The sequence below is a fragment of the Bacillus norwichensis genome, assembly GCF_014836955.1.
Lineage (GTDB): Bacteria > Bacillota > Bacilli > Bacillales > Bacillaceae_C > Siminovitchia > Siminovitchia norwichensis.
The window spans coordinates 1-20,765 of the sequence record NZ_JACSPV010000006.1 but is presented as its reverse complement, the minus strand read 5'-3'; the positions used below and the strand labels follow the sequence as shown (position 1 = coordinate 20,765).

Annotated in this window: 23 protein-coding genes and 1 pseudogene; 8 read left to right on the top strand and 16 right to left on the bottom strand. The window is 41.8% G+C overall.

Going from position 1 to position 20,765, the window contains the following annotated elements; genetic code table 11:
• Positions 1 to 208: 208 nt before the first annotated feature.
• Both H9631_RS04940 and H9631_RS04935 read right to left on the bottom strand, forming a co-directional pair.
• Positions 209 to 721: a YwhD family protein gene (locus H9631_RS04940; RefSeq protein WP_191810507.1), complete on the bottom strand. Its 513-nt coding sequence runs from the start codon at positions 719 to 721 to the stop codon at positions 209 to 211.
• A gap of 21 nt (positions 722 to 742) precedes the next feature.
• Positions 743 to 1,398: pseudogene (locus H9631_RS04935) on the bottom strand (site-2 protease family protein).
• A 91-nt stretch (positions 1,399 to 1,489) separates the two neighbouring features.
• On the opposite strand from H9631_RS04935, the gene H9631_RS04930 reads away from it, so the two are divergent.
• Positions 1,490 to 1,795, top strand: a complete 306-nt coding sequence (locus H9631_RS04930; RefSeq protein ID WP_318246771.1) for a 2-hydroxymuconate tautomerase — start codon at positions 1,490 to 1,492, stop codon at positions 1,793 to 1,795.
• 174 nt (positions 1,796 to 1,969) lie between these two features.
• Here H9631_RS04930 and H9631_RS04925 read toward each other — a convergent pair whose 3' ends face one another.
• Both H9631_RS04925 and H9631_RS04920 read right to left on the bottom strand, forming a co-directional pair.
• The gene (locus tag H9631_RS04925) at positions 1,970 to 2,479 is read right to left on the bottom strand and encodes a YwgA family protein (protein ID WP_191810503.1); all 510 of its coding nucleotides are present in this window, start codon (positions 2,477 to 2,479) and stop codon (positions 1,970 to 1,972) included.
• A gap of 43 nt (positions 2,480 to 2,522) precedes the next feature.
• A complete protein-coding gene (locus tag H9631_RS04920; protein WP_191810502.1) occupies positions 2,523 to 3,824 on the bottom strand; it encodes an HD domain-containing protein in 1,302 nt (433 codons plus the stop codon).
• Between the two features lie 200 nt (positions 3,825 to 4,024).
• Here H9631_RS04920 and H9631_RS04915 point away from each other — a divergent pair, with 200 nt between their 5' ends.
• Positions 4,025 to 4,774 carry an RsfA family transcriptional regulator gene (locus tag H9631_RS04915; RefSeq protein ID WP_191810500.1) on the top strand — a complete coding sequence of 250 codons (750 nt, stop codon included), beginning with the start codon at positions 4,025 to 4,027 and terminating at the stop codon, positions 4,772 to 4,774.
• Positions 4,775 to 5,096: 322 nt separating this feature from the next.
• On the opposite strand, the gene H9631_RS04910 is transcribed toward H9631_RS04915, so the two are convergent.
• Both H9631_RS04910 and pta read right to left on the bottom strand, forming a co-directional pair.
• Complete coding sequence (locus H9631_RS04910) at positions 5,097 to 5,933, bottom strand: lipoate--protein ligase family protein (RefSeq protein ID WP_191810498.1); 837 nt, start codon at positions 5,931 to 5,933, stop codon at positions 5,097 to 5,099.
• Between the two features lie 157 nt (positions 5,934 to 6,090).
• A complete protein-coding gene (gene pta, locus H9631_RS04905; RefSeq protein ID WP_191810740.1) occupies positions 6,091 to 7,077 on the bottom strand; it encodes a phosphate acetyltransferase in 987 nt (328 codons plus the stop codon).
• Between the two features lie 221 nt (positions 7,078 to 7,298).
• On the opposite strand from pta, the gene hemQ reads away from it, so the two are divergent.
• Together hemQ and gerQ are read left to right on the top strand one after the other, a co-directional pair.
• Positions 7,299 to 8,063 carry a hydrogen peroxide-dependent heme synthase gene (hemQ, locus tag H9631_RS04900; RefSeq protein WP_191810738.1) on the top strand — a complete coding sequence of 255 codons (765 nt, stop codon included), beginning with the start codon at positions 7,299 to 7,301 and terminating at the stop codon, positions 8,061 to 8,063.
• 245 nt (positions 8,064 to 8,308) lie between these two features.
• Positions 8,309 to 8,728, top strand: a complete 420-nt coding sequence (gene gerQ, locus H9631_RS04895) for a spore coat protein GerQ (RefSeq protein WP_191810737.1) — start codon at positions 8,309 to 8,311, stop codon at positions 8,726 to 8,728.
• 76 nt (positions 8,729 to 8,804) lie between these two features.
• On the opposite strand, the gene H9631_RS04890 is transcribed toward gerQ, so the two are convergent.
• The 8 genes from H9631_RS04890 to mobA form a co-directional block, all read right to left on the bottom strand.
• Positions 8,805 to 9,176, bottom strand: coding sequence for a DUF423 domain-containing protein (locus tag H9631_RS04890; protein WP_120119149.1), 372 nt, complete (start codon positions 9,174 to 9,176; stop codon positions 8,805 to 8,807).
• A gap of 20 nt (positions 9,177 to 9,196) precedes the next feature.
• Positions 9,197 to 9,463, bottom strand: a complete 267-nt coding sequence (locus H9631_RS04885; protein ID WP_191810496.1) for a YwdI family protein — start codon at positions 9,461 to 9,463, stop codon at positions 9,197 to 9,199.
• Between the two features lie 297 nt (positions 9,464 to 9,760).
• Entirely contained in the window at positions 9,761 to 10,447 is a 687-nt protein-coding gene (locus tag H9631_RS04880; RefSeq protein WP_191810494.1) for a uracil-DNA glycosylase, read from the bottom strand.
• A gap of 159 nt (positions 10,448 to 10,606) precedes the next feature.
• Positions 10,607 to 11,392, bottom strand: coding sequence for a YhfC family intramembrane metalloprotease (locus H9631_RS04875; protein WP_225220869.1), 786 nt, complete (start codon positions 11,390 to 11,392; stop codon positions 10,607 to 10,609).
• Positions 11,393 to 11,408: 16 nt separating this feature from the next.
• Positions 11,409 to 12,437: a ThiF family adenylyltransferase gene (locus H9631_RS04870; RefSeq protein ID WP_191810492.1), complete on the bottom strand. Its 1,029-nt coding sequence runs from the start codon at positions 12,435 to 12,437 to the stop codon at positions 11,409 to 11,411.
• Between the two features lie 5 nt (positions 12,438 to 12,442).
• Positions 12,443 to 12,685 carry a molybdopterin converting factor subunit 1 gene (gene moaD, locus H9631_RS04865; protein WP_318246770.1) on the bottom strand — a complete coding sequence of 81 codons (243 nt, stop codon included), beginning with the start codon at positions 12,683 to 12,685 and terminating at the stop codon, positions 12,443 to 12,445.
• Positions 12,669 to 13,133: a molybdenum cofactor biosynthesis protein MoaE gene (locus tag H9631_RS04860; RefSeq protein WP_191810488.1), complete on the bottom strand. Its 465-nt coding sequence runs from the start codon at positions 13,131 to 13,133 to the stop codon at positions 12,669 to 12,671. Before H9631_RS04860 ends, moaD begins: the two co-directional genes overlap by 17 nt.
• Positions 13,123 to 13,716 (bottom strand): molybdenum cofactor guanylyltransferase, encoded by a 594-nt coding sequence (gene mobA / locus H9631_RS04855; RefSeq protein ID WP_191810487.1) that lies wholly within the window; start codon positions 13,714 to 13,716, stop codon positions 13,123 to 13,125. Before mobA ends, H9631_RS04860 begins: the two co-directional genes overlap by 11 nt.
• Positions 13,717 to 13,795: 79 nt before the next feature.
• Between mobA and H9631_RS04850 the strand changes: the two genes are divergently transcribed.
• The 4 genes from H9631_RS04850 to bshB2 all read left to right on the top strand — a co-directional run bounded on the left by H9631_RS04850 (position 13,796) and on the right by bshB2 (position 16,657).
• The gene (locus H9631_RS04850) at positions 13,796 to 14,374 is read left to right on the top strand and encodes a YdcF family protein (RefSeq protein ID WP_191810485.1); all 579 of its coding nucleotides are present in this window, start codon (positions 13,796 to 13,798) and stop codon (positions 14,372 to 14,374) included.
• 173 nt (positions 14,375 to 14,547) lie between these two features.
• Positions 14,548 to 15,363, top strand: a complete 816-nt coding sequence (gene pdxK / locus H9631_RS04845) for a pyridoxine/pyridoxal/pyridoxamine kinase (RefSeq protein WP_191810482.1) — start codon at positions 14,548 to 14,550, stop codon at positions 15,361 to 15,363.
• Between the two features lie 233 nt (positions 15,364 to 15,596).
• Positions 15,597 to 15,935, top strand: coding sequence for a YojF family protein (locus tag H9631_RS04840; RefSeq protein ID WP_404801717.1), 339 nt, complete (start codon positions 15,597 to 15,599; stop codon positions 15,933 to 15,935).
• A 38-nt stretch (positions 15,936 to 15,973) separates the two neighbouring features.
• On the top strand, positions 15,974 to 16,657 hold the full coding sequence (gene bshB2, locus H9631_RS04835; RefSeq protein ID WP_191810479.1) for a bacillithiol biosynthesis deacetylase BshB2: 684 nt from the start codon (positions 15,974 to 15,976) through the stop codon (positions 16,655 to 16,657).
• A gap of 86 nt (positions 16,658 to 16,743) precedes the next feature.
• Here the strand turns inward: bshB2 and H9631_RS04830 are convergent, their stop codons facing one another.
• Positions 16,744 to 17,622: a Cof-type HAD-IIB family hydrolase gene (locus H9631_RS04830; RefSeq protein ID WP_191810477.1), complete on the bottom strand. Its 879-nt coding sequence runs from the start codon at positions 17,620 to 17,622 to the stop codon at positions 16,744 to 16,746.
• Positions 17,623 to 18,523: 901 nt separating this feature from the next.
• On the bottom strand, positions 18,524 to 20,659 hold the full coding sequence (gene recQ, locus H9631_RS04825; protein ID WP_191810475.1) for a DNA helicase RecQ: 2,136 nt from the start codon (positions 20,657 to 20,659) through the stop codon (positions 18,524 to 18,526).
• Between the last annotated feature and the right edge of the window lie 106 nt (positions 20,660 to 20,765).

Here is a 20,765-nt window from a genome sequence, read left to right as displayed (position 1 = left end):
CTCGTCGTGTTTCCTTTATCTCGTCAGATCCTCTCCAGTCCGTACGTCGTTAAACGGCGCCCTTCGCCTTTCTTTGTCCCAGTTTGCCGTGCAAACTATATTAAGTTTACTTACTTTCCCATTAATCGGCAAGATGGCAATGTTCCTTTTTGACAACTGTCATAGATTGTTCAAATTTCCATCAGAATTTGACAATTATTTCCAAAAATTACTTCTTGAATTCTTCTTTCAATTCTGTACTGGAGCGCTCCCACATACCTTCATCATGACTTTTCAGGAAATCCGCAAGGACTTCTCGGGACTTAGCATCCATGTTGTGAACGATCACTTTTCCTTTCATCGCCTTGTCCATATGATTGACATGTTCCGGCATTGACTTGTAGCCACGTCGGGCCGGCCGGTTGATATCTAATTCACATGCGGTTACGCCCGCATAATAAGGGCCATCTTCTTTGATATCGACCGCAACCCATATAACCCAATATTTCTTCGCCCCTTCTTCAGGGAATTCGCTACGGTCTTTTACATATTTAACTCCACGCTCAATTTTACTCCGGGCATGCATCGCCTGCTCTTCGATCCACGCCTCCCCCTCTTCCACATCAAGCATAATTGGAGTGATATTTTCCAAGCTTAGGGACCCAACCCCATATCCTTTATGCCCCATAGTTGGATTATCTTTTATAATATTAAATTCCATCTTCTTCTTTTTTTGTTCCATACAACATTTCCTCCCTTTTTCTCAACTTAAAAACATAGCAAATACACTTTGTATGCTGTTAACAAAAAACGGGACGACTGTATTCAATATCGGCCTGATTGTATAATGCGATAACGGTGTAATCACCAATATTAAAAATATAAGTGAGCCGTACTGCTCATACTGTGTCATTTTTGCTCTAAGTGACGGCGAGACCAAATCCTCTATAATTCTATAGCCGTCAAGAGGCGGAACTGGCAGTAAATTAAAGACAAATAGCAGGACATTCATCCACACAAACAAATTGAAAAACTGAGTAACAAAGATCGGTAACTGTCCCGCCATGTCTGTTACCATTAATATAACAAAATAGCCGTACCCAAAACCGCTAAAGCAAAATTGCTGATTGGCCCCATCAATGAAACAATGATGCCCGCCAGCCGCGGATTCTTAAAGTGATAACGATTGACAGGGACCGGCCGTGCCCAGCCAAATCCTGCAATAAAAATCAAGAGCGTTCCAATCGGATCCAAATGCTGCATCGGATTCAAGGTAAGCCTTCCCTGATCCTTTGCTGTCGGATCACCAAATTTATATGCCGTAAAGGCATGTGCGAATTCATGTACCGTGAATGCAATTAATAACACAGCCGCTACAAGCGGAATTTGTTCCAATGGGAACGCAAGAAATCTCTCCACATATCCAGCCCCTTTATCTATCTGGCTACAGCCCCATCTTCCCAGGAATGAAAATACCTAGATTAGTGCGCCTTCGCCTTTCTTATCATTCTTGTCTTTGATCCATTATACAAAATTATTCCATGTCGCTCATTCCAAACGTCTGTTTCTTGCCCCTCTCAAAAAAAAAGAATACAATTTCTATGTACAACAAGCAAAGGAGGAATCATATATGCCTATTATAACTGTAAAAATGTTCGAAGGACGTACAGACGATCAGAAGAAAGCGCTTGTAGAAAAAGTGACTGATGCGGTTGTGGAAACAACTGGTGCATCTAAAGAAGCTGTGACCATCGTAATTGAAGAAATGACAAAAAACAATTATGCCGTTGCCGGCAAAAGAGCTTCTGACGATTAAAAAAGTCGTTTGCGTCACTTCAATACAAAACTAAAGTCTTTCTTCACTAGCATTCCCCAGACAGCCTGTCCATCTGCAAGCTCAAGCAGCGGCCTGACGCTGCACCTGCAATAGGCCATCCTGTTCGTCGAAGCTAGACCTATAATAAATCCTTAAAAGACAGCCTGTCCGCATTTAATGCGAATAAGCTGTCTTTTTTAATGTTTCAATGTATTGATACGCTTCATCAATTTCCTCTTCGGAATAATTTTGCTTTCTTTTCAATTCTGCAACCTTTTCTATGACTTCATCTTTGGTAAGTTCCTCAAAGTACATGACCGTTGATACAAGTTCAAGAAAACGGGAACTTTGCGCATTCATGTCAATTAAGCATTCTCTCAATTGGGGGATATCCATTGATTCCGATTCAAAAAATTCACTCCCGGCAGAAGTGATGGTGTAGCGGTATTGACTGTATCCGCCTTTATCCTCTTTCACCTCTTCAATGAATCCAAAATTGCATAATTCTTCAACCCTTAATGTCAACTCTTCTGAGTAAGGGCCATAAAAATGAAATTGGAACTTTTCCTGAAACGGAAATTTCATTTTTTTGGCGATAAAAACCATTTTTTGCAGCTTTTTCCTTCCAGTGATTTCCCCTGCCAGGGCAAAAATACTCATTAATTTTTGATGATCATGCAGCATAACTCTTGCTCAACCCCCGCTATCTATTTTTTCAATGGATAGTTTAAAATTTTTTCAGAATGGAAAGGATCTGTTGCTTTAGCTCCCGATTCTCCGAATCATCCAGCAAAATATCTTCCGGATAATACAATTTGTGATCCGTTCTTCTTTTTCCGGAAATGGCTTGGACGATCGACGACTCTCTGGAAAGCTCAGAAAGTTCTCCATTCGGCATCAATAAATGGATTGGAAGTCTCTCTTCTTCCTCTCCCGGTCGATAAAAATCATACGGCAAATCAGAAGAAGAATCAACAGCAAGATAATACTCCGGATTAATTCCTGCTTTCCGAAATAATTCCTCAAGCTCTCTTAATGTCCTATATTGCTCGGCTGGATCAAATTCAACATATTTAAACAGATGACGGTCCATAAATCTCCGGCACAAATCACGCAAAATGAGATCTTCTTCCTCTTCCCACATATGGAAATAATATAGAATCACCGGTTCATCCAGCTTGATATAATCTTGAAGCGTCACATTTTCTTCAAATAATGACCTAAAATGAACAGGCTCTTTTTTAAATGGATAATTATCCCGGAATAAAGCCTTCACACGCTGGAGGATCTTAGTTAAAATTACTTCGGCGCTGCGAGTGACAGGGTGGAAATAGACTTGCCAGTACATCTGATAGCGACTCATGATGTAGTCTTCCACCGCATGCATCCCACTTGATTTAAAAACAACATGATCTTCTTTGGGCCTCATAACACGCATAATTCTTTGCATATCGAAGTGTCCGTAACTGACACCAGTGAAATAAGCATCCCTTTGTAAGTAATCCATTCGATCCGCATCAATTTGGCTCGAAATCAAGCTTACCACCAGCTTGTCATGATAAGTTTTGCTTATCACCTCAGCTACCCTTTGCGGAAAATCGGGACTGACGGATTGAAGAACCTTGTTTACTTCCGTATCTTCAAGAATAATTTTCTTTGTAAAATGCTCATGATCTAAATCAAATACTTTTTCAAAGGAATGGGAAAACGGGCCATGCCCTAAATCGTGCAACAGCGCAGCACAAAGAGAGAGCATCCTCTCGCCCTTATTCCAATCAGGCTGCCCTTCAAATACTTCATCTATGATTTGCCTGACAACCTCATACACGCCAAGCGAATGGCTGAATCGGCTGTGCTCGGCTCCATGAAATGTCAAATAGGTTGTTCCGAGCTGTTTAATGCGCCGAAGCCGCTGAAATTCTCTTGTACCGATGAGATCCCAGATGAGCTTATCTCTGACGTGGACATATCCATGAACAGGATCTTTAAATACTTTTTCCTCACTTAACTTGATGCTGGCATCAATCATCAGCTTCCCTCTTCCTATCTATCATGTTTCTATTATACCGGCTTTCCATAATGAAAGAAAGGAATGGTCTGAACACTTTTTACGAACTCCGGATTCATAATCTCATTAAAAACTATCATTTTTTTGCCATATTGGTATAAAAAATGATTGGATTGTACATCCTTTAATTAATAACTATTTTGAAAAGGGAGTTGATTCATATGAAAACACGTCAGGATGCCTGGACGGAAGAAAATGATTTGTTATTGGCGGAAACAGTTTTGCGCCATGTCCGTGAAGGTAGCACACAATTGAATGCATTTGAAGAGGTAGGTGACAGATTGAATAGGACATCCGCAGCCTGCGGTTTCAGATGGAATGCAGTTGTTCGACAACAATATGAGAAAGCACTTGATTTAGCCAAGAAGCAACGCAAACAAAAACAGCGTTTGCTTGGAAAGGATCAAGGCGGAAAGAAAAAACTGTTGTATCAGCCGCCGGCTCCGTCATTGCAGGGCTTTCAAGCACCTGTTTTGGAAGACAGCAATGACAATATGGAGATGGAAATACCATTGGAAAATAATAATGACAACCTTATGGCCGAATTTGCATCTGAAGTTGGTACACTATTACCTTCTTTCACAGAAGAACAAAATTCACCAGAACTAAACCTTGGGCAAATCATCGCTTATCTTCAGCAGATGCATCACTCAGAATTTAATACGGATGTCTTAAGAAACGAGAATGCAAGATTGAAAAAAGAAGTAAATGGTTTATTAGAAGAAAATAAACAATTAAAGGAAAAAGTTGGAAAGCTTGAAGACAGTTCCGTGACAATGCAGGAAGACTACGAGACACTTATGAAAATCTTAAACCGTGCAAGAAAACTAGTCCTCTTTGATGAAGAGGAGCGCTCGGCATCTACTTTTAAGATGGACCGCAACGGGAACTTGGAGAAACTGGCGGAGTGATAGAGAAGCGACCTTGAGCTCCCGCCATCTGAAACTAGACAATAGTCTCTTTGGAGACAAAGGAAAACGGAATGCGAGATGCTTGCTTATCGTAACAAAGTAGATGAGTGCGGCAACGATTGGCTTAATCCTTACGCCGAGGGCACTCGGCCGCCACATCTTGTGTCTTCAGCGACTTGTACTTCCTATACTTCGGCAGGCTCAAATGTTTTGATTCTGAAATCAGATTAACCAAACGAAGAATCATGCTCTTACCGGCGCCGAGCCAAAGCGCTTCACATATATAAAGGCCTGGCATTTCATTCGAATGCCAGGCCTCAAATTATGTAAATACTCGTTTATTTCGTTCAATCATTCGCTCATAGTGAACCAGATACAGTTCCAGCTCATCTCCTCGGAGCTGGCTTGTATATATTTCATCACTAACATTCTTCAGCACTTTCAAAAGTCGAAGCATCGTTTGATGAATCGTTAATTCCGTACCCAGTAATTCGGACAGTGAAGCCATCACTTCAGGACGTACTTCCGGGAATACAACCTTTTGAGATTCACGAAATCTGGCACGTTCGTAAAATCCCCGAACTAATTCAGCCCGACCCTGTCCGCTTCCATTCACACAGAGATATACCTGAACAGCTACTCCTTTGCGTATCCGCCGCTGGGAAATCCCTGCAAATTTTTTTCCGTCGATACTTAAGTCATAGCTTCCGGGGCAATAAGACCCGACAATTTCACGTGCCACTATGCGGCAATTGAAATCTTCGAACATAAGCCGAATGAGCTCCCACATCGTATCATAGCCCCGATTGATGTCAATTCCCTTTTCCGTATCCGGAAAAATCAAAGAGATATTAAGCACCCCTTCATCCAAAATGACAGCAAGACCACCCGAATTTCGGACAATCCACTCTACATTATTTTCTTCCAAAAAATCCAGTCCATCCGCAAGTGCAGGCAGCTTTGTATCTTGAATTCCCAGAACTACTGTGCTCGGATGAACCCATGTTCGTACCACAGCAGGAGAGCTACCGCTTCCGACCGATTGGCAAAGCGTATCGTCAATCGCAAAGGATTGAAGTGCATGAAATTGCGGATTGAGATTTGACTGATCAATGATCCGCCATTTCTCCTGGTGTAAAAGTGATTGATTTTCGCCCATCGGCTGATCCCCTTTTTCTTCCATTATTACCCTAATACGACTTCTTCAAAATGAGTTACAAAACCTTGGTTTAAAAGCGGAATGTATGCTTTTAAATATATAATCAGCAAGACACAAACCGACACAGATTTTGATTTCATGACTTTTTGAATTTCTTCTAGATGGATTGCATAGCTGTTATGAGAGCTAAACGGTACACGTCTTCTTCACTGCATCCCCGTGAAAGATCGTTCACAGGAGCATTCAAGCCCTGAAGGATTGGGCCTACTGCTTCATAACCCCCTAATCGCTGTGCAATTTTATAGCCAATATTCCCTGCCTCAAGACTTGGAAAAACAAAAATATTTGCATTCCCCTGTAAATCCGATTCCGGTGCCTTCTTTTGGGCAACAGCTGGTACAAAAGCAGCGTCGAATTGTAATTCGCCATCAAGGACAAGATCAGGGTCAATTTCTCTTGCTATTTGTACAGAGTCGGAGACCCTTTCTGTTTCCTCTGAAACTGCCGAACCCTTTGTAGAGAAACTGAGCATAGCTACTCTTGGTTCGATGTCAAACATTCGGGCAGTTTTTGCACTTTCTATGGCTATTTCAGCCAGATCCTGACTGTCCGGTGCAATATTAATTGCACAGTCAGCAAAAACAAACTTATCTTCTCCTTTTGCCATTAGGAATGCGCCGGATGTTTTACCGACTCCTTCCTTCATTTTAATAATTTGAAGTGCCGGGCGGACAGTGTCAGCCGTTGAATGTGCCGCTCCACTTACAAGGCCGTTTGCTTTATCAAGGAAGACAAGCATGGTTCCAAAATAGTTTGGCTCCAGCAAAATCTCTGCAGCTTCTCCCACAGTCACCTTTCCTTCTCTTTGCTCAATAAAAGCTTGAATCATTTCATCCATGCCGACATAAATGTTCGGGTCGTATATTTCCATTTTTTCGAGTGATATTTCCATTGCCCGTGCACGATCTTGGATTTCATCCATATTCCCAACCAGCACAGGGGTCAGGACATCATCGTTTGCAAGTCTGCCAGCTGCAGACAGGATCCGGGAATCCGTGGCTTCCGGAAAAACTATTTTTCGATCCCATCCGGATACTTTCGTTCTTAGCTCATTGAATAAATCTTCAACCGGATCGACTTTTATTCGTTCTCGCCTGGATGCTCTTGTTTTCAAATCACTAAAAAGTTTATCCACACCAACCAGCCTCCATATTAATCGCTCTTTTTTTCATACCAATATTGAAATTATCTCATATTTTATTCTCTGCGCCCAATGTTTGCCTTTCGTGTCATATTTTTTAACAATCGTCTTGAAAAAGGAGGTTATGGATAAACTGTGCTATAGTAATAAAAGAATGAATTTGTATAGGAGTGATTGTTGTGAGTGAACCAGCACAAACACTGGATGGTTGGTATGCACTGCATGATTTCCGGACAATCAATTGGGCGTCTTGGAAGTTGTTGTCAACCGATGAACGGCAAGCAGCCATTCATGAATTCAAGCAATACCTTGCAAAACTTGATGAAGCCCAAGATAGAAAAGAAGGAAGCCATGCTCTTTATACGATCGTCGGACAAAAAGCTGATTTTATGCTAATGATTCTACGTCCTACGATGAAAGAGCTAAATGAACTCGAAAATGAATTCAACAAGCTGACAATTGCAGATTATACACTTCCTGCTTATTCGTATGTGTCGGTTGTCGAGTTGAGCAGCTATCTTGCTGGCGATTCTGATGAAGATCCATACGAAAACCCATATGTACGTTCACGTCTTTATCCAATACTTCCTAAAACAGATTATGTCTGCTTCTACCCAATGGATAAGCGCCGTGAAGGCAATGATAACTGGTACATGCTTTCAATGGAAGAAAGGAAAGACCTCATGTACAGCCATGGCATGATCGGACGGCAATATGCGGGGAAAGTCAAGCAGATTATCACTGGTTCCGTCGGGTTCGATGATTACGAGTGGGGTGTCACCCTCTTTGCAGATGACGTTCTCCAATTCAAAAAGCTTGTCTACGAAATGCGATTTGATGAAGTAAGTGCCCGCTATGGTGAATTTGGCGAATTCTTCGTAGGTCACTTACTAGAAGACAGCGGTCTTAATCGATTTTTGTATGTGTAAAAAAGCAAAAATCCTTTTTTAGCAATATACGAATCTGACAGCTTCTAACTGAATACAAAGCTTAAAATCCTCCTCAGGAGGATTTTTTTTATGATATCTTCAAGAATGAACCAACTTCCTTCCGCATAATATGAAAAGTAGAATGAACCTATTTTGTCAAGTTCATTTAGATATGTGAAGGAGGAAATGCTTTGGCTAAGCCCACTAATTCTCAACAGCCTGCTGGTTTTTATCCACAAACCCAAATGCCATACGGCCAGCAAAACCCTTATTATGGAATGCAGCCGCCATATACCCCCCCACCAGTTCAGGCACCAATTCAGCCACCTGTTCAACCACCTGTGGGAGTGGCCGGGGAAGCAGGCGGAATAAACGTTCCCGGTATGCTGCCAATCGAGGAATCATATATTGAAAATATTCTGCGGTTGAATAAAGGAAAGTTAGTTGAAGTTTTTACAACGTTTGAAAACAACAGAGAGTGGAATGCAAAAGTGTTTAAAGGGTTAATTGAGGCAGCGGGGCGAGACCATCTGATTCTGAGTGATCCGCAAACAGGGGACAGATATTTGATTCCGATGGTTTATGTAGACTACGTTACATTCAACGAACCAATAGATTATGAGTATCAATTTCCTGGCGCTGTTGCAAGGTATGCACCACGTTAAGAATGCTCATAAACAGCGTTTTACAGTAGCCCCACTCTCGAAAAAACCTCATCCCTATAGAATGAGGTTTTTTCGATTATAAATGTTTTGCCGCAAATACAATTAATAGTACCCAAGATATGAGGAAAGCAACTCCTCCAAATGGTGTAACGGCCCCAAGCACTTTGATTCCGGATAATGTTAGTACATAGAGACTGCCAGAGAACAAGATGATTCCAATCAACATTAGCCAACCAGACCAGTTCAACAAGGAGCCTGGAGATACATTTCCAGAAATAATTCCAATAGCAATCAATCCCAACGCGTGGTACATCTGGTATTTGACCCCTGTTTCCCACGTTTCCAGATATTTTGGTTCCACTTTGCCTTCCAGCCCATGCGCTCCAAATGCACCCAATGCAACTGCAAGAAATGCATTGATTGCCCCAATGATGATAAACAGTTTCATCTCAACACCCTCTTTTTCTGTTAAAAATCAAAAATAGAATCGCCATCATCATGTTGATTATCATTATTGCCGATTGGAGGAGATCCCTCTTTCGAGATCGGCACATTATGTTCCTTCATTACTTGCGGTTGCTCCTTCTGAATAACTTTTCTTGTATCCAATGCCAACTCTGTAAGAGCTTTGACTGCAAATAAATGACCGCGCACCTGTTCATCGTCCTTAGACGCTCTTGCCTTTTTGAGTTCGGATTCCATCTTCGTGATAAGAGCCTCATATGTAATATGCATAACGTGAGCTCCAGCCTTTCTTTTCCTTACTTCTACACGTAAACATCCTACACTGTATTCTTTTTTTACCTTAAGATTTTCTTGCCCTTAAATATCATACCATCGTTAAGCTAAAATTACATTTCTGCTCTCCAGCAGATAAGATTATTCTCTCAATCCTTATCAAGGATGCGGAGGAGAATTCATCGTTTTTCTTGCGGTTTAATTAATCAAGGTTCCACATATCTTTATATTCCTTACTCATTTATATTGCTTAAACGGCTATCAAAAAATGTTTTTTGGTTCACACCAACTTAATCAAATATCTGAAATTTGCCAGTTAATCGGTTTTTCACCCAACTCCAAGAGACGCTCATTTGTTCTCGAAAATGGACGACTACCAAAAAAACCTCTGTTTGCCGAAAATGGGCTCGGATGTGGAGACTTGATGATCGTGTGTTTCGTAGTATCTATTAAACGAATTTTTTCCTGAGCAGGTTTCCCCCACAAGATAAAAATTACAGGCGTTTCCCGCTCATTGACCAAGGAAATCACTTTATCCGTAAAGATCTCCCAGCCTTTTCCCCTATGCGAATGCGCTTGGCTGGCCCTAACTGTCAAAACTGTGTTTAACAGCAAGACTCCTTCATCAGCCCATTTCACAAGACAGCCATTGTTCGGAATTCGGCACCCTGCATCATCCTGCAATTCTTTGAAAATATTGTTAAGAGATGGCGGGGTTTTCACACCAGGTTTTACCGAAAAGCTGAGACCGTGTGCCTGCCCATGACCATGGTACGGGTCCTGTCCTAACAGCACAACTTTGACTTTGTGAAAGGGAGTGAGTTTTAACGAATTAAATATATCATGCATGGAGGGATAAATGGTCTCTTCCATATACTCTTTTTTTAAAAACTCCCTTAACTTCAAATAATACGGTTTCTGAAACTCTTCCTCCAAAAGAGGTGCCCAATCATTATCTAGTATTTTTTTAGCCACGTACATCACTCCTTCTCTCGAATTATATCACGTCTAATATTAATGTTTTCGCACGAATAAATGAATTTAACGAACTCCTAATAGAAGTCCCGAATGAGTGCTCAAGCTGGCACTTGGTGCAAAGAAGTCATACTCACAAAGAATCCCCCGTAATCGCGGGGGATGTTACATTTTATCTCCAGAAAATAATGCTCTCGACTTAACAATCCAAGTGATAAAGCCAATAGCTAGAAGAATGAGATAGGCTTCCACAACAAAGATATTGATGATGCCCTTTTGATATAAGGCTGCTGGAAAATCTATCACAGCATGAAGAAGGATGGCATAAAGCAGATAGGTTTTTTTCCCTTTTTTTATACCATACAGAACAAGAATGGATAAACCCATATGAATCGTTAAAGATCCCAGCCTTTCAATTCCCGCAAAGAGCTGGATGAAGGAGGCTGAACCAGTCAATTGCTCATAAATGGGTGCCAATGCCTCTGCAGCTGCACCCGTGATAAATACATCATATGATCCATTGTTGATCATAACGGCAAAAACTATCATGACCACACTGTTGATCCCTACAATGAGAATGGCTTCAATACCTCCGTGGCCAAGCCCAAAAGCCAGGCCATCCTTCCATTCTCTATGCTTTTTTAAAGCATATTTCATCATGATATATCTGCCAGTTTCTTCGAAAATTCCTGCCATTAATCCACCATACAGCATGTAAAGCCATGGATTTTCCAAAAGAGCCCTCGTCGATTTGTTCCATTCCAGAAAGAAGGCGTGACAAAGTTGCTCCAAGATAAAGGCAAACACAAAAAAGGTTAACACGCCGAAGAAAAACACTTTGATGGATATATTAAACTTCTTTTTAAAAATAATAAGCAAAACAATCGGTGTCACAACCGCAACAACCAGAGAGATAATGAAAGATGCGATGGTAAATGATGGAACCAGCATAATCTCCCCTTTCTATTTAGCCCACAAGAGAATGGTAGATTTTCCGGGCTTCATTTAAATCTTTCGTACCATGAATCAATGCGCGACCATCCTTAAAGAACACAGCCTTAGCTCCATCTTTTTCCACAGAAATCAAAAATGGATTACCACCGACTGCAAGACCCGCGGAACGCCATTGATCAATCAATCGCTTTAATGGAAGATCTCCGTTATGGGCGGGCCGTATTTGAACCGTGTCACGTCCGCACAGTACAGCCGCCTTCATTTCCTGGTCTGATTGCAAAAATGGATATTCCGGACTCTCTCCACATGATAGACAGCCGCTTTCTTTCAAAGCATCTGCTTTCAAAGATAAGTATTCATTTTCCCACAGATCAAAAGATATATATGTTTTTCTGACAGCGTTCATATCCCCTGAAAGAATCTTCAGCGCCTCTGCTCCTTGATGAGCCGTGACCATTTGAACAGCCGGTGCAATAATACCGACTGTATCGCAAGTCTGTCCTTGAATGGGCAGTTTCTTAATCAGACAATGGAGACACGGGGTCTGGCGAGGAACAATTGTAAAAGTCATCCCGAAGCTTCCCACACAGGAGCCGAACACATACGGAATTCGGTATTTCTGAGCGATGTCATTCATTAAAAAGCGCGTTTCAAAATTATCAGTTCCATCCACTAAAAGATCTACGTCTTCTATTAAACCTTCCAGCAGCACAGCATCTGCCTGTGCGACAATCGCCTCTACTTCCACCTGGCTGTTGATGTTTTCCAGCCTCTCCTTTGCAGCTTCCGCTTTCGGCCATTGTCCTTCGGCATCTTTTTCGGTAAAAAGATGCTGTCGCTGCAAATTGCTCCTATCAACATAATCCCGGTCAATAAGCGTCAGTTTTCTTACTCCTGCCCTAGCCAGCAATTCGGATGTATGGGTTCCAAGTGCTCCCACTCCTACGATAAGCACATGTTTTTTTCCAATCTCTTTCTGACCTTCAATACCGATCGGCTTAAAAAGCATCTGTCTAGAATAACGCTCCATTTGAAAGTCCATCCGCATCAACCTCCGCTGACCGGCGGAATCAGAGCAATGTTATCTTTTTCTTCAATAATCCAATCGTCTCTTACAAATTCTTCGTTGACAGCAATCATAATGCCATCCAAGTTTCCCAATGGGGTTTCTTTTTCTAGGAAGCTGCGAAGTTCACCAACTGTTTTTCCTGAAGCTTCCAGTTCTATTGATCCTTTACCTATTTCCTCTTTCAATTGGGCAAAAAACATGATCTTATTCAAGTAAATCACCTTCCTCCGGCTTTCCTTCTTCATATTCTTTTGTACCCTGCTGATTTCCGATCCACTTTTCTCCATCTTCCCAATGCTCTTTTTTCCAAATTGGGACCAGCTCCTTCACTCTTTCAAGTGCATAACGATTCGCTTCGTACGCTTCCGGACGATGAGGAGAAGACACAGCAATCGCAATGGCAATATCAGTAATTTCAAGACGCCCGACCCGGTGAACTATCGCCGCTTCAAGCACTGGCCACTTTTCTTTCATTTCCTCTATAATCTGCCTCATCTTTTTCAGGGCCATCGATTCATATGCCTCATATTCAAGGTAAAGCGTTTTCTTTCCATGCGTTAATTCGCGGACAGTACCGATAAATGTCGTAACAGCTCCTGCTTCTCTTCTGACGACTTTTTGATAGACTTCTTCAACTTTTATCGGATCCCTCGTAATTTCACAAGTCATTTTTCCTCTCTCCCTTCAGCAGCTTTTCCGCGTGTTTGTATTCCGCCATCGTATTCATATTCCAAACATCAACAACCTCTTCTTTTATTGTAAAATACTCCACATCCATTAGGTCAAGCAAAGCCCTTACCGATCTTTTTCCATTCTCCAAGGTTTTCTTGGCAATATCCGAAACTCGAGCATCATACGCAGCCAGCAGCGGATGCATGCGCCCTTCATGAATAGGGACAACTGCATCCCTGTCACTCCTCTTTAAAATGGAAACTAACTCACGACCCAGCCCGGCGGACACAAATGGCATATCGCAGGCGACAATCAAACAAGGTCCCTCTCCCACTTCCTTTAGCCCTGTATAAATCCCGGCAAGTGGTCCTTGCCCTTTAAAAGCAGGTTCATCTTCGAGAATCACTGCATCCATATGTTTATAAACAGCAGGGTCGTTGGCAACGACAATCATCTGATCGGATTCCGGGCCAAACTCAGCCGCAATCCGGTCGATGACACGGATTCCGCCTACCTTCATCAGTGCTTTGTTTTGCCCCATTCGGCTTGACTTTCCGCCGGCTAAAATAATCGTATTCAACGTAGCGCCTCCTGGTCTATTTACGAAATGAACTGAATCTTGTAATCTAAACATACTATCCAACGAATCGAGTGGTTTTATGAGTTTGAAAAAAATAACCGTCTGTACTACAGGCCTTTTCTTTGGCTTTTGCCTGTTTATATGGATCCTGACTGGAAAATGGATGGCAGATGGCAACAAACCAAAAGCTGATGGAACATATGAATATGCACTTGTTTTGGGAGCAAAGGTCAATGGAGAGACTCCTTCGCTTTCCTTGCAATACCGCCTGGAAGCCGCACTTCAGTATGCTGAACATCACCCTCATGTGACGCTGATTTTATCCGGCGGACAAGGTCCTGATGAACTGATTTCAGAAGCTGAAGCAATGAAGCGTTACCTCGTTGCTCACGGTATCCCAAAAAGCAGATTGATTGTAGAAAAAAATTCCTCGTCAACATATGAGAATATTCTTTACTCAAAAAATCTGCTCCCGTCATCAACTGAAGGCGTTACGATCATTACAAGCGACTATCATCTGGCAAGAGCCCGTAAAATTGCAGACAAACTAGGCTTGCAGACAGATGCTGTTGAAGCGGAAACGCCTAAGGTTGTCAGACTGAAGTTAACAACTAGAGAGCGATTGGCCCTTATAAAAACAGCTTTTTCACAAAAATAAGATTAAAAATAGTATAGCAGAAATTCCATTCCTCATGGAAAGCTGCGTATTATATCTAGTTCTAGTTCATAAGGAAAGCGGGTAGCAATGCCCGTCATTTCATTTTCCCCATTAGAAGGTATATAATTATTTCACTGATATACTTTAATGCACTGGAAGGGAGTTCGAAGTACATGAAAAAAGCATTGACACTTGCCGGGTCTGATTCAAGCGGCGGAGCCGGCATACAGGCAGACTTGAAAACATTCCAAGAAAATGATGTGTACGGTATGACGGCACTTACTTCCATTGTTACGATGGATCCTGACAATCATTGGAATCACGAGGTATTTCCTATAGATGTCAATATCGTAGAAAAACAGCTGAATACCATCCTTTCTGTAGGGATCGATGCAATGAAAACAGGAATGCTGGGATCAGTGGATATCATTGAGCTTGGTGCGAAGAAAATAGACGAGCATAGCTTGACAAACGTTGTCATCGACCCAGTCATGGTATGTAAAGGAGAAGATGAGGTTCTACAGCCTGAAAATACTGATGCAATGCGTGAATTGCTATTGCCGCGGGCTACTATTGTAACACCTAACCTATTCGAAGCTTGGAAGCTTGCTCAAACAGGGCCGATTAAAACAATCGATGACATGAAAGAGACAGCAGCAAAAATCCATGACTTGGGGGCAAAAAATGTCATCATCAAAGGTGGAACAGGCTTAAACACTGCCAAAGCAGTTGACCTTTTCTATGATGGACAGGAATTTACTCTTCTTGAAAAAGAAAAACTGGACACAACATATAATCACGGCGCAGGCTGTACCTTTGCTGCAGCTGTTACAGCGAACTTGGCAAAAGGAAAATCCGTCAAGGACTCTGTTATAGCAGCAAAAGAATTTGTTACAGCTGCCATTGAGCACGGCTGGAAGCTGAACCAATATGTCGGTCCAGTCATGCACGGCGCCTATACAAAATATGTAGGAAGCCTTAAAAACTAATGGAGAACCCGGCGGAAGTCAGATTCTGCCGGGTCTTTGATTTAAGATAAGAGGGGTTTTATAGTCCTATCAAAATGTCGGTGCGTGCTCCCTTTTCTATACAGTCCGACAGTTCTCTTCATACTTTATTGCAAAGCACCCCTCTTTAAAATCCAATCTTTCGTAATTCAAGATATTTTTTAGTAAAATAATTTTATCTTCAAAGGCGAAGGAGGCCAAAAGATTTGGAAGATATTAATGTTCAACAGGTTCAGCATATGATTAATCAGTTTGCTAGAGAAACTGTCTTTATTCATCTGGAAACGACAAATGGCGCGTACGCCTCACATAAAGATGAATCTTTTTTTTCATCTGGTGCATATATCCGCAACGCAGAAATCTGTTACGAGCATGGAAAAATCATAGGAAATGGCCCCTACAGGGTCGGATTGAAGATGCCAGTCGGATGGGTTTATGCAGAAGGACTGACCCACTTTGAAATTGACGACCAGGGCAGGCTTCTATTGGCAGGACACGATTTCGAAGGAAAGCTGGCAGTTGCCTTACAAATAAGCAAAACCCCTTTCGAATAATCGGACATATCGAGACTTTAAAAAGGAGCGAAAAGCCAATGGAAAAGGAACGGCAAGTTTTAGTGATCTTCCCTCACCCGGATGACGAGGCTTTCGGAGTCTCGGGAACAATCATGAAGCATATAAATAATGGAACACCAGTGACTTATGCATGTCTAACACTTGGAGAAATGGCAAGAAATCTCGGAAACCCGCCTTTTGCAACAAGGGAATCATTGCCTAAAATCCGAAAAGCTGAGCTTGAAAAAGCGTCTGAGATCATGGGGATTAAGGATTTGCGGATGATGGGCTACCGTGATAAAACGCTGGAGTTTGAAAATGACGAAGAGCTTGCAAACATGGTATTCAAGCTAATGGAAGAATTGGAACCTTCCCTTATCATCTCCTTCTACCCCGGTTATTCCGTACATCCTGATCATGAAGCTACAGCAAGAGCGGTCATTCGGACGGTTCGTAGGCTGCCGAAGGACAAAAGGCCGAAGCTTCATCTCGTTGCCTTTTCCAATAATCATGAAGCTGAACTGGGGAAAGCTGACGTTATTCACGATATAAGTGATGTATGGGAGAAAAAAGTAGACGTTTTAAAAGCACACATCTCCCAAACCGCCTGGATGATGGATGAAATGTTGGAAGGTGTCACATCAGGAAATCCCGATTGGACGGAGCGGATGCTGAGAGAGCATTTTTGGACATACGATTGGGAAAATGATCAAGTTTTATAAGAAGAGCACATAAGTGTAAAGATAAAACCGCATTAAATCAATCTCTTTAGATTCGATTTAATGCGGTTCACTTTATTTTACATAGTTTAGGATATCGCCATTTCCTCAAGAACTTTGTTGATCACTTCGGCTACCCCGTTTTCTGTGTTCAACCCTGCAACATAACGGCAAGCGTCTTTGATTTCTGTTTCAGCATTTCCCATGGCAACCGAATGTCCAACCAGCTCCAACATAGACAAATCATTATAGTTATCACCAAAAGCCATTATCTCCTTGAGAGAGAGTCCCCGCTTTTCCACATAACGCCTTAAGGCATTTCCTTTTTTCGCTTGCTTATGGGTAATTTCAATGTTCTGACGTCCTGAAGCAGTCACTGTAATCCCATTCATTTGTTCAAGTCGCTTGCTTACATCTACAAGCAGCGATTGATCTTTTGAAAAACCAAAAAATTTATAGGTTGTAATGTCCTCCACTCCAAAAACACCATCGAAATCATTCACTATTTTAATCAGACGTTTTTCAAACCGCTTTTCAACCCTTTTTCTTAACTTCGAAACTTCTATAGAAGGATTGGCAGTAAGGTAAATATCCATGACAGCCTGAATTCCTTTTTCATAATTAGTTGTATAAGTTCCGTTACTCGTATAAAGCTCATAGTACATGTCTGCATTATCGAGTACATAAGCGACTTTCTCCGCTGTCATTTCATCTAGCCCAATTCCAAATTCAATATTTCCTTCTTCGTCCCTGATTTCTGCACCATTCAAACAAATGGCTGGACATCGAATGTCAACTTTATCCAATACATAACGCAGATCATGATAGGAGCGACCTGTCGCAACAAGAAAATCAATCCCCTGTTCTCTGGCTGCCTGGATTGCAAGCTTATTCTCTTCACTTACTTCCTGACTAGCATTGAGCAGTGTTCCATCCATATCGGTGGCGATACATTTTATCAATGTCATGTCCCCTTCTCTTTAGGCTTTTCCGTCCTCTGATATTGGCATGTATTCTAGCGAAAAAACGGAAAAAATGCAACGAAACCTACTTTGCATAGCTTTCATCTGGATATCAACTTTCATTCTATGCAAGATGCGGAGCAAACATGTTGCTTATTCGATTTTTCACGTGTGAAATGGTTTAATCAAACAAATGATTAACACTACATGATTTTTGTTACACTACTCAATCTAACTTTTTGAAAAACACTAAGCGTCTAATCTCCATCATTGAATTAATCATTTGATTAAATCCTCTAACTTTGATTTAACGATGCTGAACCATTTTGATAAAAATATTTCCCTACATATTCTCACTAATCAAACGTTTGATGAAGAAATCTGAGCTCCTCACTCACCTACTAATCAAATGATTAGTAAAGGCACCTCACCTCCGACCACTTTAGCATAATCAAATATGCCTCGGCGTATTTACGCCCAGAGTTGATCGAGCCCGCTCGATACATTTCCTCTGAAAATCAATGGCAGCCGCCGGAGGCTTTAACTATTATTCCGCCAGGGTTTGAACCCCATTGAGTGGAATACCAATATGCTTTCATCTCACCACAGAAACAGGAGACTTCTGCTGAATAAAAGTAATCGTTTGATTAGCTCCTGAGAAAAACCCGCCAAAACGCAATACAAGCGATTTGGCGGGTTATTTCATGCAAAAATATAATTTATTATGGGAAACTCTATTCAAAGGCAGCTTTATCATTTGTACAGTTGCGACGTACAGGAAGTACTAGTGCAAGCGAAGCGACTGGACGTCGCGCCCCTGAGCCTGCCGACGTACAGGATGTACGAGTCCAAGCGAAGCCATAGGACATGGCGGCCAAGCGCCTAACCCCACAAGGATCAAGATTTCTTATGCCTTTTGTTTTTCTAAATAAGCTCTGATCATGAAAAAGCTGATTTCCTCCGGAAGAAGTTCTTTGATTGGCGTCAACCTCTCCAACCCCGCTTGTTCAACTGCCTTCTGTATAGATGGCTCAAATTCAGTGGGAACAAAGCGAGACCAATCCACTTCCAATCCATCGTCTGGACATTTTAACAAATGCCCTTCAATGGTTCTTTCCGTTACGCCACGCTCAGTAGCAATTTCCGCAATGGAAAGACCCTCCTCCAACAAACGATGAGTTATATGATGACTGGGTTCCTTGTTTGAAGCCCTCTCTGATTGCTTTTTGGGTGCTTGTCCAATTGGAAAGCTCATTTCCGTCCTTGCTATCCCCTGCTCCTCACAATACTGATTTATTGCTTTTAGAAAGGTTGGTCCGTAAGCCTCCAGCTTCCTCTCTCCGACACCTTTGATTTGCATCAGCTCCGCCTCGTTTTTTGGAAGCAACGCACTCATTTCTCTTAACGTCACATCTGAAAAAATAATATATGGCGGGACATTTTCACCATCAGCGACCTCTTTTCTAAGTTTGCGCAGCAACTCAAACAGCATGTTGTCTTCCACAATTTGTGTAATACGCATATTTTCTTTCTTCATCACTTTTTCTTTTCCACGCAAAACATCCCCAGCTATTTCGGTCAACATCAAAATGGGATAAGACCCATCAGTGGGACGCAAATACCCTTCTGCCGTTAAAAAGTCGATGAACTCCATTGTCTCCTTCTGGGTCTTATTGTTCATAATCCCATAAGTAGACAACTGGTCAAGGCCAAAACTTCTGATTTTTTGGTCTGAGGACCCAGTCAGAACTTTGGCAATCATCGTTTTCCCGAATTTCTCATTCATTCGCCTAATACAAGATAAAACCATTTGGGCATCGACGGTCACATCGACTTGCGCCCTATCATCAGTACAGTTACCGCATTTTCCACAAATAGGAGCATTTTCTTCTCCAAAATAGTACAGAATATACTGCTGTAGACAAGACTCTGTATGGCCATAGGCAATCATTTTTCTCAGCTTGCCAAACTCGTTTTCCTTACGCTGTTCATCCATTTCGGACTGATCAATGAGAAATGATTGAACATGGCTGTCCTGAGGCGCAAAAAGCAGAATGCAATCACTTTCCTCGCCATCTCTCCCTGCTCTGCCTGCCTCCTGATAATAGGACTCCATGTTGCGCGGTATCTGATAATGGATCACAAACCGGACATTCGATTTATTAATACCCATTCCAAAGGCGTTTGTAGCAATCATCACATCAATATCATCATATAGAAACTTCTCCTGATAAATCCCGCGGTTTTTTTCTGATAATCCTGCGTGGTACTTCCCAACCGCGATTCCTTTGGCTTTCAGTAACTGATATAACCGCTCCACTTCTTTCCTTGTCGCCGCATAGACAATTCCAGCCTGTCCTGAATTTTTTCGGATATAATCAATTAAAAACAGATCCCGATCCTGTCCTTTTACAACATGAAAATGAAGATTCTCCCTTTCAAACCCCGTGACTATCGTATTATCTGCATTGATATCCAAAAGCTGACGAATATCTTCACGCACCTGTGGAGTAGCTGTTGCAGTCAATGCCAATACCGTCGGCTTTGGATTAATTCTATTGATTAATTTTCGGATCAGCAAATAACTTGGGCGAAAATCATGCCCCCACTGTGAGATACAATGCGCCTCGTCTATTGCGACGAGCGAAATATGTACCTCCTTAAGAAGTCTTAAAAAATAATCGGTTTCCAGTCTCTCCGGTGCAATATAAACCAGCTTATATTTACCATTATATAAACCTGACATCCGCTCCCGCATTTCTGCTCCTGTAATAGTGCTGTTAATAAAAGTGGAAGGAATACCAGCCTTGTCCAGTGCATCCACTTGATCCTTCATCAGTGAGATCAATGGAGAAATAACAATTGTGATTCCGCGCAACGATAAGCCGGGAATCTGATAACATAGGGATTTTCCGCCTCCTGTCGGCATAATACCTAGAGTATCCTTTCCCTCCAGCACTTTTTGAATGATTGTATCCTGCCCTGATCGAAATTCATCAAATCCAAAGTAAGACTGCAGAAAGCCTTTTGCCTTCGTTAACAATGCTACAGACCTCCTGAATTTTTAATAAAGTACTCAACTTTCGCAGAGAGAAATTGGCAAATAAGCCTTGATGTAGTTGGGAAGGCCAGAGAACCACTGCTCAAGT

Bases quoted from the DNA above. Each gene is read 5' to 3' on its own strand.
- H9631_RS04880 (WP_191810494.1), bottom strand. From the start codon at position 10,447: ATGTACGTGGCTAAAAAAATACTAGATAATGATTGGGCACCTCTTTTG.
- H9631_RS04915 (WP_191810500.1), top strand. From the start codon at position 4,025: ATGAAAACACGTCAGGATGCCTGGACGGAAGAAAATGATTTGTTATTG.
- H9631_RS04910 (WP_191810498.1), bottom strand. From the start codon at position 5,933: ATGGGCGAAAATCAATCACTTTTACACCAGGAGAAATGGCGGATCATT.
- H9631_RS04860 (WP_191810488.1), bottom strand. From the start codon at position 13,133: ATGACTTGTGAAATTACGAGGGATCCGATAAAAGTTGAAGAAGTCTAT.
- pdxK (WP_191810482.1), top strand. From the start codon at position 14,548: ATGAAAAAAGCATTGACACTTGCCGGGTCTGATTCAAGCGGCGGAGCC.
- H9631_RS04925 (WP_191810503.1), bottom strand. From the start codon at position 2,479: ATGCTGCATGATCATCAAAAATTAATGAGTATTTTTGCCCTGGCAGGG.
- H9631_RS04890 (WP_120119149.1), bottom strand. From the start codon at position 9,176: ATGAAACTGTTTATCATCATTGGGGCAATCAATGCATTTCTTGCAGTT.
- gerQ (WP_191810737.1), top strand. From the start codon at position 8,309: ATGCCATACGGCCAGCAAAACCCTTATTATGGAATGCAGCCGCCATAT.
- H9631_RS04870 (WP_191810492.1), bottom strand. From the start codon at position 12,437: ATGGACTTTCAAATGGAGCGTTATTCTAGACAGATGCTTTTTAAGCCG.
- H9631_RS04920 (WP_191810502.1), bottom strand. From the start codon at position 3,824: ATGATTGATGCCAGCATCAAGTTAAGTGAGGAAAAAGTATTTAAAGAT.
- H9631_RS04875 (WP_225220869.1), bottom strand. From the start codon at position 11,392: ATGCTGGTTCCATCATTTACCATCGCATCTTTCATTATCTCTCTGGTT.
- H9631_RS04885 (WP_191810496.1), bottom strand. From the start codon at position 9,463: ATGCATATTACATATGAGGCTCTTATCACGAAGATGGAATCCGAACTC.
- H9631_RS04830 (WP_191810477.1), bottom strand. From the start codon at position 17,622: ATGACATTGATAAAATGTATCGCCACCGATATGGATGGAACACTGCTC.
- H9631_RS04940 (WP_191810507.1), bottom strand. From the start codon at position 721: ATGGAACAAAAAAAGAAGAAGATGGAATTTAATATTATAAAAGATAAT.
- bshB2 (WP_191810479.1), top strand. From the start codon at position 15,974: ATGGAAAAGGAACGGCAAGTTTTAGTGATCTTCCCTCACCCGGATGAC.
- H9631_RS04850 (WP_191810485.1), top strand. From the start codon at position 13,796: ATGAGTTTGAAAAAAATAACCGTCTGTACTACAGGCCTTTTCTTTGGC.